The 16974-nt window shown below is 67.4% G+C and carries 18 protein-coding genes; 6 read left to right on the top strand and 12 right to left on the bottom strand.

Translation table 11 applies throughout. From position 1 onward, the window contains the following. The first annotated feature begins 185 nt into the window (after window positions 1-185). The 3 genes from AAHH99_RS07860 to ilvC are packed head-to-tail and all read left to right on the top strand — an operon-like array spanning window position 186 to window position 3619. Entirely contained in the window at window positions 186-2054 is a 1869-nt protein-coding gene (locus AAHH99_RS07860; RefSeq protein WP_418768158.1) for an acetolactate synthase large subunit, read from the top strand. Beyond that, window positions 2054-2563 (top strand): acetolactate synthase small subunit, encoded by a 510-nt coding sequence (gene ilvN / locus AAHH99_RS07855; RefSeq protein WP_418768157.1) that lies wholly within the window; start codon window positions 2054-2056, stop codon window positions 2561-2563. The genes AAHH99_RS07860 and ilvN overlap by 1 nt, the downstream gene beginning before the upstream one ends. A 54-nt stretch (window positions 2564-2617) precedes the next feature. Beyond that, window positions 2618-3619: a ketol-acid reductoisomerase gene (gene ilvC, locus AAHH99_RS07850; RefSeq protein ID WP_418769551.1), complete on the top strand. Its 1002-nt coding sequence runs from the start codon at window positions 2618-2620 to the stop codon at window positions 3617-3619. A 63-nt stretch (window positions 3620-3682) separates the two neighbouring features. Here ilvC and AAHH99_RS07845 read toward each other — a convergent pair whose 3' ends face one another. After that, window positions 3683-4114 carry a hypothetical protein gene (locus AAHH99_RS07845; RefSeq protein ID WP_418768156.1) on the bottom strand — a complete coding sequence of 144 codons (432 nt, stop codon included), beginning with the start codon at window positions 4112-4114 and terminating at the stop codon, window positions 3683-3685. A gap of 133 nt (window positions 4115-4247) precedes the next feature. Between AAHH99_RS07845 and AAHH99_RS07840 the strand changes: the two genes are divergently transcribed. Further along, window positions 4248-5084: a MerR family transcriptional regulator gene (locus AAHH99_RS07840; RefSeq protein WP_418768155.1), complete on the top strand. Its 837-nt coding sequence runs from the start codon at window positions 4248-4250 to the stop codon at window positions 5082-5084. Window positions 5085-5149: 65 nt separating this feature from the next. Continuing rightward, the gene (gene idi / locus AAHH99_RS07835) at window positions 5150-5725 is read left to right on the top strand and encodes an isopentenyl-diphosphate Delta-isomerase (RefSeq protein ID WP_418768154.1); all 576 of its coding nucleotides are present in this window, start codon (window positions 5150-5152) and stop codon (window positions 5723-5725) included. Here the strand turns inward: idi and AAHH99_RS07830 are convergent. The 11 genes from AAHH99_RS07830 to AAHH99_RS07780 form a co-directional block, all read right to left on the bottom strand. Further along, window positions 5686-6024, bottom strand: coding sequence for a DUF3140 domain-containing protein (locus AAHH99_RS07830; RefSeq protein WP_418768153.1), 339 nt, complete (start codon window positions 6022-6024; stop codon window positions 5686-5688). The two genes, idi and AAHH99_RS07830, sit on opposite strands and share 40 nt — an antisense overlap. A gap of 4 nt (window positions 6025-6028) precedes the next feature. Then, window positions 6029-6238 carry a DUF2945 domain-containing protein gene (locus AAHH99_RS07825; RefSeq protein ID WP_064398548.1) on the bottom strand — a complete coding sequence of 70 codons (210 nt, stop codon included), beginning with the start codon at window positions 6236-6238 and terminating at the stop codon, window positions 6029-6031. A gap of 38 nt (window positions 6239-6276) precedes the next feature. Then, entirely contained in the window at window positions 6277-7284 is a 1008-nt protein-coding gene (locus AAHH99_RS07820; protein ID WP_418768152.1) for a DUF5914 domain-containing protein, read from the bottom strand. Then, window positions 7281-8792, bottom strand: coding sequence for an FAD-dependent oxidoreductase (locus AAHH99_RS07815; protein ID WP_418768151.1), 1512 nt, complete (start codon window positions 8790-8792; stop codon window positions 7281-7283). Before AAHH99_RS07815 ends, AAHH99_RS07820 begins: the two co-directional genes overlap by 4 nt. Beyond that, window positions 8789-9517, bottom strand: a complete 729-nt coding sequence (locus AAHH99_RS07810) for a class I SAM-dependent methyltransferase (protein WP_418768150.1) — start codon at window positions 9515-9517, stop codon at window positions 8789-8791. Before AAHH99_RS07810 ends, AAHH99_RS07815 begins: the two co-directional genes overlap by 4 nt. Then, complete coding sequence (locus AAHH99_RS07805) at window positions 9514-9843, bottom strand: lycopene cyclase domain-containing protein (RefSeq protein ID WP_418768149.1); 330 nt, start codon at window positions 9841-9843, stop codon at window positions 9514-9516. Before AAHH99_RS07805 ends, AAHH99_RS07810 begins: the two co-directional genes overlap by 4 nt. Continuing rightward, a complete protein-coding gene (locus AAHH99_RS07800) occupies window positions 9840-10184 on the bottom strand; it encodes a lycopene cyclase domain-containing protein (RefSeq protein WP_418769550.1) in 345 nt (114 codons plus the stop codon). Before AAHH99_RS07800 ends, AAHH99_RS07805 begins: the two co-directional genes overlap by 4 nt. A 2-nt stretch (window positions 10185-10186) precedes the next feature. Continuing rightward, the gene (locus tag AAHH99_RS07795) at window positions 10187-11134 is read right to left on the bottom strand and encodes a phytoene/squalene synthase family protein (protein ID WP_418768148.1); all 948 of its coding nucleotides are present in this window, start codon (window positions 11132-11134) and stop codon (window positions 10187-10189) included. After that, window positions 11131-12639, bottom strand: coding sequence for a phytoene desaturase family protein (gene crtI / locus AAHH99_RS07790; protein WP_418768147.1), 1509 nt, complete (start codon window positions 12637-12639; stop codon window positions 11131-11133). The genes AAHH99_RS07795 and crtI overlap by 4 nt, the downstream gene beginning before the upstream one ends. After that, the gene (locus AAHH99_RS07785; protein WP_418768146.1) at window positions 12639-13703 is read right to left on the bottom strand and encodes a polyprenyl synthetase family protein; all 1065 of its coding nucleotides are present in this window, start codon (window positions 13701-13703) and stop codon (window positions 12639-12641) included. The genes crtI and AAHH99_RS07785 overlap by 1 nt, the downstream gene beginning before the upstream one ends. A 194-nt stretch (window positions 13704-13897) precedes the next feature. After that, a complete protein-coding gene (locus AAHH99_RS07780) occupies window positions 13898-15328 on the bottom strand; it encodes a phytoene desaturase family protein (RefSeq protein ID WP_418768145.1) in 1431 nt (476 codons plus the stop codon). Between the two features lie 54 nt (window positions 15329-15382). On the opposite strand from AAHH99_RS07780, the gene serA reads away from it, so the two are divergent. Continuing rightward, complete coding sequence (serA, locus tag AAHH99_RS07775) at window positions 15383-16969, top strand: phosphoglycerate dehydrogenase (RefSeq protein WP_418768144.1); 1587 nt, start codon at window positions 15383-15385, stop codon at window positions 16967-16969. The last annotated feature ends 5 nt before the right edge of the window (window positions 16970-16974 follow it).

The following is a 16974-nucleotide window of genomic DNA, read 5'->3' as shown; positions in this document are numbered from 1 at the left end:
CCAGGGGTTGCTCGTAGTAATCGGGAAGCGCGTTGATGCCGCGCTCGCCCTTACTCGGGCATAACTCCGGCATCAGCGCGCGACCCTCGTACAGCAATCCAGCTGACGGGGGTTTTTTCTTGCCCGACCACCGAATTTGAGACCCTAGAGACGGATCCGAAGAAGGATTTAGGAGAACGAACACCGTGAGCGCACCAACAACCCGACCGCTGGAGCAGGTGGCGGCAACCGTGCCCGACGACGGACATGCCACCCAACAGACTGCCAAGTCTGCGCCCGCACCGGCCAAACGCGCTGAGCCGCAACAGATGACCGGCGCACAGGCGGTCATCCGGTCGCTGGAGGAACTCGACGTCGACACCATTTTCGGGATCCCCGGCGGCGCGGTGCTGCCGGTGTACGACCCGCTGTTCGACTCCAAGAAGTTGCGCCACGTCCTGGTCCGTCACGAGCAGGGCGCCGGGCATGCCGCGAGCGGTTACGCCCACGCGACCGGCAAGGTCGGCGTGATGATGGCCACGTCGGGGCCCGGTGCTACCAACCTGGTGACGCCGTTGGCCGACGCGCATATGGACTCGATTCCGGTGGTGGCGATCACCGGTCAGGTCGGGCGCGGCCTGATCGGCACCGATGCGTTCCAGGAGGCCGACATCTCCGGCATCACGATGCCCATCACCAAGCACAACTTCCTGGTGCGCAGCGGCGACGAGATCCCGCAGGCGATCGCCGAGGCGTTCCACATCGCGGCTTCAGGCCGCCCCGGGCCTGTGCTGGTCGACATCCCCAAGGACGTTCTGCAGGGTCAGTGCACCTTCAGCTGGCCACCGCGCATCGACCTGCCGGGCTACAAGCCCAACACCAAGCCGCACAACCGCCAGATCCGCGAGGCCGCCAAACTGATCGCCGCCGCGCGCAAGCCGGTGTTCTACGTCGGCGGCGGGGTGATCCGCGGTGAGGCCAGCGAAGAACTTCTGGAACTGGCCGAGCTGACCGGTATACCGGTCGTCACCACGCTGATGGCGCGCGGTGCGTTCCCCGACAGCCACCCGCAGAACATGGGCATGCCGGGAATGCACGGCACGGTGTCCGCGGTGGCCGCCCTGCAGCGCAGCGACCTGTTGATCGCGCTGGGCACCCGCTTCGACGACCGGGTGACCGGACGGCTGGACTCCTTCGCGCCGGAGGCCAAGGTCATCCATGCCGACATCGACCCCGCCGAGATCGGCAAGAACCGCCACGCCGACGTGCCGATCGTCGGTGACGTCAAGGCCGTCATCGCAGACCTGGTCGTGGCGCTGCGTCGCGATGGCGCCGCCGACGCGATCACGATCGACAACTGGACGGAGTATCTGCGCGGTGTGCAGGCGACCTATCCGTTGAGCTACGGACCGCAGAGCGACGGCAGCCTCTCGCCCGAGTACGTCATCGAGACACTGGGCAGAATGGCCGGACCCGAGGCGGTGTACGTCGCCGGCGTCGGCCAGCACCAGATGTGGGCCGCACAGTTCATCTCCTACGAGAACCCGAAGACATGGCTGAACTCCGGCGGCCTGGGCACCATGGGCTACGCCGTGCCCGCGGCGATGGGGGCCAAGTTCGGCCGCCCGGAGGCCGAGGTGTGGGCCATCGACGGCGACGGCTGTTTTCAGATGACCAACCAGGAGTTGGCCACCTGTGCCGTTGAGGGTGCGCCGATCAAGGTGGCGCTGATCAACAACGGCAACCTCGGCATGGTGCGTCAGTGGCAGACGCTGTTCTACGAAGAGCGGTACAGCCAAACGGATCTGGCCACGCACTCGCGTCGTATCCCTGATTTCGTCAAGCTGGCCGAGGCGCTCGGATGCGTCGGATTACGTTGCGAGCGAGCCGAAGACGTCGAGGACGTGATCCGGCAGGCCCGTGAGATCAACGACCGTCCCGTGGTGATCGACTTCATCGTCGGCGCGGATGCCCAGGTGTGGCCCATGGTCGCGGCGGGCACGAGCAACGACGAGATCCAGGCCGCGCGCGGCATCCGCCCGCTGTTCGACGATCCGGAAGAAGGCCACGCCTGATGGGTGCCAACGCTACGCAGACGTTGTCGGTTCTGGTCGAGGACAAACCGGGTGTACTGGCGCGCGTCGCGTCGCTGTTCTCTCGGCGCGGCTTCAACATCCAGTCCCTGGCGGTCGGTGCGACCGAGCAGAAGAACATGTCGCGGATGACGATCGTGGTCAGTGTGGACGAAGCGCCGCTGGAGCAGATCACCAAACAGCTCAACAAGCTGGTGAATGTGATCAAGATCGTCGAGCAGGAAGAAGGGAATTCGGTTTCGCGTGAGCTTGCGCTGATCAAGGTGCGCACCGACGCGTCGACCCGCGGTCAGGTCATCGAGGCGGTGAACCTGTTCCGCGCCAAGGTCGTCGACGTGTCGACCGAGTCGCTGACGGTCGAGGCGACCGGTACGCCCGAGAAGCTCGAGGCGCTGCTGCGGGTGTTGGAGCCCTTCGGAATCCGCGAGATCGTGCAGTCCGGCGTGGTGTCGCTGTCGCGCGGCCCGCGCAGCATCGGAACGAGCAAGTAAACGCAAGTAGCCCCAAATCAATCGAGTAGATAAGGAAATTCAGTGGCAGTAGAGATGTTCTATGACGACGACGCGGACCTGTCGATCATCCAGGGACGCAAGGTCGGCGTCATCGGCTACGGCAGCCAGGGTCACGCGCACTCGCTGAGCCTTCGCGACTCCGGCGTCGAGGTGAAGGTCGGCCTCAAAGAGGGGTCGAAGTCTCGTGAGAAGGTCACCGAGCAGGGCCTCGAGGTCGACACACCCGCCGAAGTCGCCAAGTGGGCCGACGTCATCATGTTGCTGGCCCCCGACACCGCACAGGCCGAGATCTTTTCCAACGACATCGAACCCAACCTCGAGGATGGCAACGCGCTGTTCTTCGGCCACGGCCTCAACATTCACTTCGACCTGATCAAGCCGCCTGCCAACGTCACAATCGGCATGGTCGCCCCGAAGGGTCCGGGCCACCTGGTGCGCAGGCAGTTCGTCGACGGCAAGGGCGTGCCGTGTCTGATCGCGATCGATCAGGACCCCAAGGGTGAGGGGCAGGCGCTTGCGCTGTCGTACGCCAAGGGTATCGGCGGCACCCGCGCGGGCGTCATCAAGACCACCTTCAAGGACGAGACCGAGACCGACTTGTTCGGTGAACAGGCCGTGTTGTGCGGCGGCACAGAGGAACTCGTCAAAACCGGGTTCGACGTGATGGTCGAGGCCGGTTACGCGCCGGAGCTGGCGTACTTCGAGGTGCTGCACGAGCTCAAGCTGATCGTCGACCTGATGTACGAGGGCGGCATCGCGCGGATGAACTATTCGGTGTCCGACACCGCGGAGTTCGGCGGCTACCTCTCCGGGCCGCGGGTGATCGACGCCGACACCAAGGAGCGGATGCGCACCATTCTCTCCGAGATTCAGGACGGCACCTTCGTCAAGAAGCTCGTCGCCAACGTCGAGGGCGGCAACAGGGAGCTCGAGGGCCTGCGCAAGAAGAACGCGGAGCATCCGATCGAGGTGACCGGCAAGAAGCTGCGCGACCTGATGAGCTGGGTGGACCGGCCCATCACCGAGACGGCTTAACTTCGGCGATTTCGGTGTAGTTGGTTGCGCTCAGCGCCACCGACGACACCGAAATCACAAGTTTCAGGGGCGGTGCTCGTGCCCGGGGCGACCTTGGGTGCGGCGCCGCTCCTTCATTTCGGACTCGAACACGTGCCTGCGGCCCTGCTGTAGCTCGTCGCGCACTTGGCGTTCGTGGTCGCGGAACACCGACCAGTAGCTGTCGTCGAAGTCCTCGACGATCTGGAACGTCCAGCGGCCGTACAGCACGTTGCGGCCGACGAGTTCGGACTCCAGACGCTCGGCGACACCGTCGTGGCCGACGTCGCGCAACTTGTGACACGCCTCGCCCAGCAGCAGGTCTGCGCGACCCATCAGCTGGTGGAACGAATACAGATGTCCGCGTGCGCGTTCGACCCACTCCAACGCCTCCGAGACTCCGCCGACCGCCTCGACGGTCGCGTCGTCGAGTCCCTCAGGGCGGCTGTGTTGTTCGTCCTTCTGCTGATCGGTCATGGGGTTACAAGTACCCGCTTCGAGCCACAGCCATGTCCACATAACGAACGGATGCATCGCTTTCGCATTGATGGTTTGCTCGCCGCGCGATCGGTGAACCCTCGCTAGGCCGAGACCCCAGTGAGCAGGCCCCATGGATGACGCTGACACACCGCGGTACACCGTCCGCGTGGTGGCCGAACGCGTCGGGGTGCCGACTGCGACCCTGCGCAGCTGGAGCCAGCGCTATGGGGTCGGGCCATCGCAGCACCGTGCCGGACGCCACCGGCTCTACAGCGACAACGACATCGCCGTCGTGCAGCACATGCACCAGCTCATCGGACAGGGCACCAGCGCGCGCAGCGCAGCCCGACTCGCGTCCGGGTCCGTCGCTCCCCGGCGCGGCGACGTCGAGGCGCTGCTGTCGGCGGCATTCGAACTGGACCTCGCCGCGTTGGGTCGGCTCCTGGAAGCCCACCTGCGTCACTTCGGGGTTGTCGACACATGGGACCTGATGGTGCGGCCGGCGTTTGCGGCCATCGTGACCAGGCAGGACGAGGACGGCGGCTGCGTCGACGTCGAACACGCGCTGTCGTGGGCGGTGTCGCGCTCACTGCACGCAGCGCCGCTCATGCGCATCGACGCGTCGACAGCGGTCATCCTGGCGTGCACCGCGCGAGAAGCGCATGTCCTGCCGCTCGAAGCGCTTCGGGCCGCCCTCGCCGAACGCGGGCGCGGTGCGCTGATGCTCGGCGCCGACGTCCCGGTGGCGGCGCTGACTGAGGCGATCGGCCGGGTAGCGCCGTCGCCCAGGGTGCTGCTGTGGTCACACACCGCCGATACGGCCGACATGGATATGGTCGCAGCGGCCAGCGCGGATACCGACGTCGCGCTCGGCGGCACCGGGTGGGACGCGGCCGGCGGCGTCGCCCCGGCCGCGCGCGTGCACAGCTTGCGTGAGGCCGTCGAATGGTGCGGTTGTACCTCATGACCGGGTTGCATCGTCTATGCGTCGGTTAGCCCGACGGATTTGGGTACACACATGAGGTGTCTGCAGTGACCACGCCGACGACCACGGCCACGACGGGCGAGTGCGTCGTCCTTCTGGACGAAGAGGGGCGGCAGATCGGCAGCGCCGCCAAAACGACCGTGCACCACACCGCGACCCCACTTCACCTGGGGTTTTCGTGCTATCTGTTCGATGCTGACGGTCGGGTGCTGTTGACTCGTCGCGCGCTGAACAAAACAACGTGGCCGGGGGTGTGGTCGAACTCATTCTGCGGGCACCCGGCACCGGGGGAGCAGGTCGAGGATGCGGTGTGCCGCCGCGCCGGCCAGGAGTTGGGCATATCGATCCAATCCCCGGTGTGTGTGCTGCCCGACTTCCGGTACCGCGCGGTCGCGGCCGACGGCACGGTCGAGAACGAGATCTGTCCGGTGTTCTTCGCCCGCTGCGACGGGCGGTTGCGGCCCGATCCGGGTGAGGTCATGGAGTGGATGTGGGTCTCCTGGGATCAGCTGCGCTCGGCGGTCGGGTTGCCCTGGTCGATCAGCCCGTGGGCCATGGAGCAGATACCGCTTCTCGACGAGCCCTACTTGCAGGGATCGTGGCCCCAGTTCATCAACGAGTAGCGCCACGCCGAGCTCTCGATGTCGCCGTTCGGCCGCTGGGCCAGGTGGCGATGCGCATATCCGACGACCTTGCGCATGTGGGTGTAATCATCGTCGTTCAGCTCTGATTTCTTCTTACGCAGCAACTCGACGATGCGCCTGCCGCTCGCGTGACCGGTCGACTCCCCGCCGTCGGACTTCTGGCCGACATTCTTGGATTCCGCTGCCCCGAGCCACTTCTCGAGTTCACCGGCGGTCATGTTGACGGTGTCGGTGAACTCGGCGTAGGTCGCGTCGCGATCGTCGGTGGCGTGGGCCACGACGCTACTTCTTCTTCAGCGATTCCGGCTTGTGCACCGCGTCGCGGCCGCTCTTGTCGCTGCGCACCCGGTACTGCGGGTTATCGGAGTCGGCGCGCACCGTGCGACCCGCGGCCTCGGTGTCCGAGGTGATCTTCTCTTCGACCGTCCCGGTGACGGTGGTGCCGTGACTCTTCCACTGCACCTTGTCGCCTTTGCGGATGTCCTTGCTCATCTCGGCGGTATACCCGGGCGACCCCACGCAAAACGGGCTCAAGCCCGCGAGCGCTGCCGGTAAAGCCGTTCGGCGTAAGCCAGGTCGTCACGCCACAAGCGGGTGGCCGCATATCGCACGAACGGGGTGATCATCGGCGCGCCCCGAAGCGCGTGCGCGAATCCTGGACGGTCGGAATGGGCGATGACCGCCTCGATGACGGCGGTGCGGGGCGCGCCGTCGCGGTCGCGACCAAGCGGGGTCGCGTGCGTCTCGACCACGCTTCCCGCGCCTTCTCCGTCGATGATGCGCATGGTGATGGTGCGCGGCTCCGGTGTGGTGAACTCCGCGATCACCGGGACGCCGAGCCGACCGATGCGGAAGGTGACCGCGACCAGGAAGCGGTCGGCGTCTTCGGGGAGATCATCGTCGGACGCCGGCGCCGAGAGCACCTCGAGGCGTGTGAACGAATACGGGTGGAACCACGCCCCGTGCCACGGATCGAGCCGGTTGGCGATCACGTCGCCGGGTTCGCAGGTGCCGACCAACCGCGTCACCGCCGACAGCCGCGGCCCGTCGGGTCGCATCGGCAATATCGGTGCCTCCGTGGGGGTCTCGCCGCCGATCGCGTCCAGCCGCACCCAGGCGAGCACACCGTCGTCGTGCCCGGGGTAGGGCCGCCAGCTCCAGGTTCGGCCGCCGTCGAAGCGCAGGCCGTGCCACGGGCAGATCAACGTGCCGCACTCGACGGTGCCGGTGGACAGGTCCGCGCCGAGGTGCGGGCAGGACGCCGGGCCAACCGCGAGCCTGCCGTCGGTGCCGCGCCAGGCGACCAGTTCGATCCCGCCGACCGTGGCGCTGACCGGTCGCTTACCGATGGCCTCGCTGGCCGCGAACGCATACCAGTTTCCGCTCGGCCTGCGCTGTGAGCGGCGCAGTGCGCTGTGGATCAGCGACGGCTTGGCATCGTCGTACGTCGGCCGCTGGCCGGACCACGTGGTGCGCGGAAGCAGTTGAAACGGCGTGGTTTTCGCCAACCGTGCCTTGAGTTCGGCGAGCATGGTCATGCGTACTGCCTCTCGGCCAGTCGCCGCAGGGGGGCGAAGCGACCCTGGGTGGGTACCGTCTGGAGGTCGTGGCCGGTGAGGCCGAAGCGCTTCAGCAGCAGGTTGGCCGCCGACCATCCGGTGGTGGCGGCCCGCTCCATCAGCGCGACCGGCAGGTCGATACGGATACCGTCACCGGCGAGTGCCAGGCCGGGGTGCGGCGTCGAAACCGTGGGGCGGCGTTCGAAGTCACCAGGGGCGAAGCGCGGGCAGTCCTGACGGCACAGCACCCGTTCGCCGACGATCTTCGCGTCGGCGGTTTCGGGATACAGTTCGGCCATCCGCAGCGGTAGCCGCTCGAGAACGTGGTCCTTCCCGTCGGTCACCGCGTATGCGTGCAGCTCCACCACCGAGCCGCCGGTTCGGTGCGACCACGTCGCCGCCTCCCGTTCGTACCTGTCCAGCACGCTCACATTGTCCAGCGGCGGTCGACCGCCCGTCCCGAGAAATGCCGCACGGTCCGGATCGACGGGCCGGTCCAACCACAGTCGCTGCACCACGAACGGTGCGGCCGTGCCCATCGCGGCGATCCGGGACCGCCATTCGTCGTCGCCGAGCGAGGCCGATTCACCGACGATGCGCTGCAGGCCGGAGACATCGGTGGCCAGCACCACCCCGTCGGCCTCGAGCGGGTCGCCGCCGTCGGAGTGCACCGCGAACCGGTCACCGGTGCGTATCTTGGTCACCGACACACCGGTGTGGATGCGGACTCCCAGCGACTGCAGATAAGTGCGCAGTGGCTCCCACAGCGCCGTGTCGAAGTTCGCACCTGCGACGTCGAACACCAGGCCCTCGCTGGAGCCCAGGAAGTAGATGTGGAACATCGTTGCCAACTCGGCGGCCGAGAGGTCGGTCGGCTCGGCGAAGAAGCTCCTCGAGAAGACCTCGAATGCCAGGTGGCGAGCGGGTTCGGGAAAGTTGATGTCGCGCAGGAAGGTATCTGCGTCGACATGGTCCAGACGGTCATAGATCTCGGGGACCGACACCGCGGCCAAGGGCGCCGCGGCGCGGGCGTTGAGCCGCACCAGATCGCGAAGCCGGAAGGTGGGGCTGCGCAGCGCGAAGGCCAACGCATTCCAGGGTGGCGTCTGCGGCAGCCCCCGGAATGTGTCGCGTCTACCGTACGCGTCGACCAGGGGGTAGTCGGAGACGGCGGTGAGCATGCCCAACGCTGGATCGATGCGGCGCAACAGGTTTCGAAGGTTGTAGTACTGGCGGAAGAAGGCGTGGAAGCCGCGGTTCATGGCGACCGGAGAGCCGTCGTCGAGCGAATCGGTCCACCCACCGACACGACCCCCGAGGTACGTCTCGCGTTCGAGGACATCGACGCTCACACCGCGTTCGGCGAGACCAGTGGCCGCCGCCAGGCCCGCGATGCCCCCGCCGACGACGACCACGTGCGGTTTGTCGAGAGGCACCCCCGCGTCGGGCGGTGGTGCGGGGTGGGTGGTGCGTTGCGGGTCGGTCATCGGGGCGCCTCGGCGAGGAACGTGTGCACGATGTTGCGTTGCCAGCCCGGCATCGTCTCGCTGTGCACGGCCGTGAAGCCGTTGCGGCGCAGGCGATCCCGAAAGCCGGCGGCACCGTCGAAGCGGTTCACGCTGCGCCGCAGGTACCGGTACAGCGAGGCGTCACCGCTGCGGAGACGCCCGCTCGGAATGATGATGGTGGCGCACACGGCGTTCCACACCGCGGTCGCCAGCCGCGAGTCGCGCACGGAGTACTCGTGAACCGCCAGCGTCGCTCCCGGGCGCAGCAGCGTTCGGAACTCGCGCAGTTGCGCGTCGGGGTCGGGCAGGTTGCGGATGAGGTAGGCAGCGAAGATGCCGTCGAAGGGACCGCTGACGCCGGCGGCGGCGAGGTCCTCGATGCGGCTGTGGACGAACCGCACCGAATCGGGCCACTGTTTGGCCCGCGCCTCGGCCAGCATGCCTTCAGAGCCGTCGACGCCGACTATCTCGGCGTGAGGCGCCACCGACAGCAGCGCTGCGGTCGACGCGCCGGTGCCGCAGCCGGCGTCCAGCAACCGCACCCCGCGACCGTCCTCGGGCAACCGCATCCGCTGCGCCGAAATACGAAGGTGCTCGTGGTATCCGGGATTGGAGTCGACCAGCGTGTCGTAGGCCGGTGCCCCGTCGTCGAAGGCGGCGGGGACGTCCGCGGGGTCGGCGTCACGGCCCGAATTGACTTTCACGACGCGTTCCTCCTCTGTGTGCGCAGCCGCTGCCGTTCCCACAGCAATAGCACCGCGGTGACCAGCGCCCAGCCGAAAAGGAAGTCCTCGACCGGGATGTCGAACGGGAACCGGATACCGCTGGTGTGCTGTTCGTCGTAGATGACGATCGGTGCGCTGAGCTTGGTGAGCCAACCGTCGACCGGTATCTGGAAACCGAGCACGATCGCCATCGAGATCCAGTACGCGGGCTTGCGGAACAGACCCGTACGAAGTACGCCTAATTCCAGGGCGCACACGGCGATCACCGCGAGCACGGCGGGCACTGTGTATCCCAGTCCGGTCATTTGGTTTGCTCCACACGATCCCGGGTCCGCTGCAGCCAGGTCAGGATCGTCGTGACGGCGTTGTAGGTCAACAACCCGCACAGCGGGATCACGATGAAGAACAGCAGTTCCTCGATCGGCATCACGCCGGGGATGTCGATGCCCGTGACGTACTTCGAGTTGTATGTCCACACGTCGGCGAAGATGGCGATCACGTCCCAGATCACGAACGCCGCGGCCACGGGCAGAATCGCGGTCGCGGCTCGGCGCGCCTGCCGGTAAACGCCGTCGCCGAAGATCTCCAACGGCGCGGTGATCACCAGGCAGGCGGCCAGAACCAGCAGGTAATGCCAGTTGTCCATCGTCACGCCTTGGGATCCTGTCGACGCGCCCTCCACGCCTTGACCAGCCCGGCGCACCCGACGCGGATGCGGCGACCGGTGCCGACGGTGGCACGCTGGCTGAACACGGCGAAGTCGATTTGTTCGATACGGTCGAGGATTTCGGAGTACAAGGTGAGGGCCACGGACACGCAGGGGCGCGACCGCGGGCTCAGATGAGCGATGCCGCGCCGCGCGAAGTCGTACACGCGCCGGTTGATGGCGTGTTGTTCCACCAGCGCCCGGCGCACCTTCGCGTCGGTGCGACGGTTCTCGTGGCACCAGGTCAGCACATCCCGGTCGACCCCGTGTGCGGCCAGTTCGTCGGCGGGCAGATAGACTCGGCCGCGCTCGAGATCCTCGTCGATGTCACGCAGGAAATTGGTGAGCTGGAACGCCTTTCCGAGTGCGGCCGCATACGGCGCGGCCTCCTCGCGTGGGCCGACGGTGCCGAGTACGGGCAAAAGCTGTAAACCGATCACCTCCGCCGAGCCGTACATGTAGCGATCGAGGGCGGCCCGGTCGGGATAGTCGGTGACACTCAGGTCCATGCGCATGGAGCCGAGGAAGTCGTCGAACAGCTCCCACGGGATGCCGTACCGACGCGCGCAGTGCACCACCGCGGCCAGCGACGGATCCCCGTCGTCGCAGCTGCCCTGCGCGAGCCGGTTGAACAGCTGGGTCGCCAGGCGCTGCAACTGATCGGCGCGCTCGCTCATGCTGATGACGGGATCGAAGTCGTCGAGGATGTCGTCGGCGCGGCGGGCGAAGCCGTACAGCGCGTGCACGGCAGGACGCTGTTCGGGCGCCAGCAGCCGGGTGGCCAGGAAGAAGGTGCGGCCGTGTTCGGCGTTGATCGTGCGGCAACGGCGATAGGCCTCGCGCAGTGCCGGGTCGCGTACGCCCGCGGCGTCGAGTTCGGAACCGATCATGCTTGCACCACCTGGCTACGGGCCCGCCGGACTGGCAGGCCGGTGATTCGGTCGGCCGCCAGCCGCCCGGACAGCAGCGCCGTCGGCACGCCGACTCCCGGGACGGTCGACGACCCCGCCAACACCACGTTGGCGATGCCGCGAACGGAGTTGGCGGGACGGAAGGGGCCGGTCTGGCTGAACGTGTGGGCCAACGCGAACGGGGTTCCCGCGGCCATCCCCTGACGTGCCCAGTCCGCGGGATCCACGACGTGCAGCACCTCAGGGTCGACCCCCACCTGCGGGAGCCGTGAGCTCACCACGTCCATCATCTGGCGCACGTAATCATCACGCGCTGATGCCCAATCAATATGTCCCACTGTGAGATTGGGTGCGGGAGCGAGGACGTACAGCAGGTCCCTACCGGCGGGCGCCAGCGACGGGTCCCCGGCGGTGGGGCGGGTCACCAACAGCGATGGATCCGACATCACGCGCCCATCGTCGATGATGTCGGTGAACGTCTTGCGCCACTCGTCGCCGAAAACGATCGTGTGGTGTCCGACGTCCGGGCCCACGGTGCGACAGCCGATGTGGGCCACCACCGCCGACGGGGCGGGCCGCAGCGGCAGCGCACGCCGCGGCGTGCGACCGAGCAGCCGGTATGTGTCGGGCAGTTCGGTGGTCAGCACCACCGCGTCGGCCGTGATCCGGTCACTGCCCTCGGTGTGCACCGCGACCACCCGGTCGCCTGTGCGCTCCAACGCCGAAACCGCTGAACCGTAACGGAACTCGACGCCGGCGTCGGCTGCGGCCGCGGCCAGCGCGTCGGGCAATGCCCGCACACCGCCGCGGGGGAAGTACACGCCGGAGATCGTGTCCATGTAGGCGATCACGGCGTACACCGCCAGCGCCCGGTGCGGCGGCACACCGGCGTACAGCGCCTGAAAGGTGAACACCCGCTGCAGTCGCTCATCGCTGATGAAGCGGCGCACCATCCTGTCCCAGCGCCGGAAGCCGCCGATGGCGGTCAATCGGGCAAGCTGCGGTGTCAACAGCGACAACGGTGAGTCGAAGTTCGCGGCGATGAACCCGTTGAACTCGACGCGGTACAGCTTGGCCAGCCAATCGCGAAGGCGCAGATAGCCCTCTGCCTGGTCGCGGCCGGCGAAGCCCTCGATCTCGGCGGCCATCGCGTCGGCTTCGGCGCGGACGTGCAGCGAGCTGCCGTCGGCGAATGACGCGCGGTAGGCGGGGTCGACGTTGATCAGGTCCAGTCGGTCTGCGGTGTTCTCGCCGACGGCGGCGAACGCGTCGTCGATGATGTCGGGCATCGTCAGCACGGTCGGCCCGGTGTCGAGGCGGTAGCCGTTGATGTCGGCGCGGCCGACGCGCCCACCCGGATGGTGTCCTCGTTCGAGGACTGTAACGGTGCGGCCGCGCCCGGCGAGCTGTAGCGCCGCCGACAGCCCCGACAGTCCTGCACCGACCACGACGACGTGGTCGGTGCGGCCCGCGACGGTGCGCATCACGCGGCCCGTTCTGTGCAGGCGGCGGCCATGTCGGTCAGCGCGGTGCGGATCAACGGATCCAGTTGCCTTGTGTCGATCAGCTCGAGCGCGCGGTTGAGCCGCGAATCGATCAGCTGCTCAACCCATTCCAGTGCGCCGGTCGCGACGATCAGCTCGCGCCACCGGCGGATGTCCTCGTCGTCCAGATCTGAGGCGCTCATCAGACGGGTGAGGTCGCGGCGAAGGGTCGCGTCGGCGAGGTGGTAGGCGGCCACCACGACGCTGGTCGCCTTGTGCTCAAAGAGGTCACTGCCTGCCGGCTTACCGGTGATCTCGGGAGACCCGAAGATGCCGAGGACGTCGTCACGCAACTGGAAGGCCTCGCCGACCGCTTCGCCGTACTGGCCGAGCAACATCAGCACACCGGGCGGGCATCCGGCCATGTCGGCGCCGATCTCGAGCGGTCTGCGCACGGTGTAGTTGCCGGACTTGCGCCGCATCACGTCAAGAACTCGTTCCCACTCAGGGAATTCGGCGGCGTCGTTGACCAGGTCGGCGAACTGGCCGACGGCGAGTTCGGTGCGCATCGCGTCGTATCTGTGCCAGCCGCGCGCCAGCGCAGCCTCGCCGACACCGCTTTCCCGCAGCATCTGTGCAGCCCACACCAGGCACAGATCACCGAGAAGGACGGCAGCGGCCTCGCCGAAACGTTCGGATGAACCCGACATCGCCCGATCGCGATGCCACTGCGCGAACCTGATATGAGCAGAGGGGCGCCCGCGGCGCAGCGCGGAGCCGTCCATAACGTCGTCCTGCAACAGGGCGAACGCATGCAGCAACTCGAAGCTCGCGGCCGCCCGCAGCGCACCGGGATCGTCGTCGGCGTTGGACAACCAGCCCAGGTAGACGAAAGTCGAGCGGACGCACTTTCCGCCGTCGACGAAATCCTGCAGGACGTCGGCGGCGATATCGACTCCGGCCGACTTGAGGTCGTCGGCGCAGCGCGCCTTGACGAAATCGGCCAGTGACCGAAGCACCTCACTGCGTATGGCGTCGCGCCATACCGGAAATGCCGTGGTCATCAGCCCTCTGGGTGGAGCGGTGAGGTCTGACACCGACAGGAGCGGGGTCTGCGTGTTTCCATTGATCCCGCGCAAGCAGCGTCCCCTTCACTCGATGCGATGACAGGTACCCGAATCGGTCGAACTCAATCGGGGTACCCCTTCTCACCGCAGATACGCATCGAATTTGCATCGATACGTACCGGGTTCCGGGCTCAGGGAGACAGCGCAGGCATCGTTTTGATGTCGAACTCGCGTCGCAGTACCGTGCGCGCGGCGAAGTAACCGGCCATGCCGTGCACCCCGCCCCCGGGCGGCGTGGCCGACGAGCACAGGTACGCCTTGGGGATGGGTGTGGTCCAGGGGTTGAGTCGAGGGGTCGGACCCGTAAGCGCATGAACGAGTGTGTTGCCGCCGACGCCGATGTCGCCGCCGACCAGGTTGGCGTTGTGGTCGGCCAGGCGTGCGGCGGGAACGGATCGCACGGCCACCACGATGTCGCGGAAGCCGGGCGCGAAGCGCTCGAAGATGTCGGTGACCCGCTCGGTCTGGTCGACGGCCGATCCGTTCGGGACGTGCGCGTAGCTCCACAACGGCCGGCGGCCCTGGGCGTCGATGCGGCTGGGATCCTCCAGGTGCGGCTGCGCGGCGAGCACCATCGGCCACTCGGGGTGCCGCCCTGCGGCGATCTCGCGTTCGGCGTGTGCCATCTGTTCGCGGGTGCCGCCCATGTGCAGCGTGGGCGCTTGTCGTAAGCGCTCGTCGGTGAACGGCACATCCTCGGAGAGCACGAAGTCGACCTTGGCCACGCCGGGACCGAATCGGTATCGGTGCAACGCTTTTGCGTAGCAGCGGGGCAGCTTGTCGCCGTAGATGCGGGCCAGCGCGGTGGGTGCGGTGTCGAAGAGTGCGACACCCTCGGGTGGTTCGGTGACTTCGTGGTCGGCCGTGATCACACCTCCGTGAGCACGGAGGTCGGAGATCAGCGCATCGACGATGGCCTGGCTTCCGCCGACGGGGATGGGCCAGCCGACGGTGTGTGCGAGCGTAGCCAACATGAGGCCCCCACCGGCCGACACCAGCGACGGCATTTGCGAGATCACATGCGCAGCAACGCCACTGAACAATGCGCGCGCATCGTCACCCTTGAGTGCGCCCCACGCGAACGTGCCCTGTTCGAGGAGCCTGCTCGCGACCTGGACCGCGGCGATCGGGTTGCTCGGCACCGAGCGTTTGTCGCCGAGCAACAGGTTGAGAACGGCGTCGTCGCGTTCGACCATGGGGCCGAACAACCTGCGCCATGAGTGCCCGTGCCCGAGCTCCGCGACGGTCCGGTCGAGGTCGTGGTAACCGATCGCGGCGCGCGCACCGGGAAGTGGATTGGCGTAGGAGACCTCGGGCACCCGCAAGGCCACGCCGCGGGCGGGCAGGTCGAATTCGGCCAGGAACGGCGACGCCAGCGCGAGCGGATGAACGGCCGAACAGATGTCGTGGGCCACGCCGGGAAACTCCGGGTCGGCAAGTGTGCGGGCGCCGCCTCCGAGGGTCGGCTGCGCCTCGAGCACCTGCACCGACAAACCGGCCCTGGCGCAGACGACGGCCGCCGCCAGACCGTTGGGTCCGCTGCCGACGACGGTGACATCCACGCTTGCGGTTCTCCCACCCACCACCTCAACATTCAAGCCCATTAGGCTGACCGCGTGAGTCTGCCCGTTGTATTGATCGCCGACAAATTGGCCGAATCGACGGTCGCCGCCCTCGGTGACCAGGTGGAAGTCCGTTGGGTTGACGGTCCGGACCGGCCGAAGCTGCTGGCCGCGGTGGCCGATGCCGACGCACTTCTGGTTCGCTCCGCGACGACCGTCGACGCCGAGGTGCTCGCCGCCGCGCCCAAGCTCAAGATCGTCGCCCGTGCCGGAGTGGGTCTCGACAACGTCGACGTGGACGCCGCCACCGCCCGAGGCGTGCTGGTCGTCAACGCGCCGACCTCGAATATCCACAGCGCGGCCGAGCACGCCATGGCCCTGCTGCTGTCCGCGGCGCGCGAGATCCCGGCCGCCGATGCGTCGCTGCGCGCGCACACGTGGAAACGCTCGTCGTTCTCGGGCACCGAGATATACGGCAAGACCGTCGGCGTCGTCGGCCTGGGCCGCATCGGTCAGCTGGTGGCCCAGCGCCTGGCCGCGTTCGGCACCCACGTCGTCGCCTACGACCCGTATGTCTCGGCGGCCCGCGCCGCACAGCTCGGCATCGAGCTGCTGAGCCTCGACGAGCTGTTGGAGCGCGCGGACTTCATCTCGGTGCACCTGCCGAAGACACCGGAGACCGCGGGACTGATCGGCAAGGAGGCGCTGGCCAAGACGAAGCCCGGGGTGATCATCGTCAACGCCGCCCGCGGCGGTTTGATCGACGAGGACGCACTGGCCGAAGCGGTGCGCTCAGGGCATGTGCGCGCGGCGGGCATCGACGTGTTCGCCAGCGAGCCCACGACCGAAAGCCCGCTGTTCGAACTGCCGCAGGTGGTGGTGACCCCGCATCTCGGCGCGTCCACCGCCGAGGCGCAGGACCGGGCGGGTACCGACGTCGCGGCCAGCGTGAAGCTGGCCCTGGCCGGGGAGTTCGTTCCCGACGCGGTCAACGTCGGCGGGGGAGTCGTCGGTGAGGAGGTCGCGCCATGGCTGGACCTCGTCCGCAAGCTCGGCCTGCTGGTCGGAGTGTTGTGTGACGAGCTTCCGGTGTCGCTTGCGGTGCAGGTCAAGGGTGAACTCGCCGCCGAAGACGTTGAGGTGCTTCGCCTTTCGGCGTTACGCGGTTTGTTCTCGGCGATCATCGAAGACCCCGTCACGTTCGTCAATGCCCCCGCGCTCGCCGCCGAGCGGGGGGTGCAGGCCGAGATCAGCACCGCGAGCGAGAGTCCCAACCACCGCAGCGTGGTGGACGTGCGGGCCGTCTACGCCGACGGGACGACCGCCAACGTCGCAGGCACGCTGACCGGTACCCAACTGGTCGAGAAGATCGTCCAGATCAACGGGCGCAACTTCGATCTGCGGGCCGAGGGCGTCTACCTGATCATAAACTACGTCGACCAGCCGGGCACGCTCGGCAAGATCGGCACCATCCTCGGGTCGGCGGGCATCAACATCCACGCCGCCCAGTTGAGCGAGGACGCCGAAGGTCCCGGCGCGACCATCCTGCTGCGCATCGACCGTGACGTTCCCTCCGACGTCCGGTCCACCATCGCCGAAGAAGTCGGCGCGATGATGCTGGAAGTGGTTGATCTGTCGTGACTTCG

The sequence above is a fragment of the Mycobacterium neumannii genome, assembly GCF_048452905.1.
Taxonomy (GTDB): domain Bacteria; phylum Actinomycetota; class Actinomycetes; order Mycobacteriales; family Mycobacteriaceae; genus Mycobacterium; species Mycobacterium neumannii_B.
This window is presented reverse-complemented; position numbering and strand designations above follow the sequence as displayed.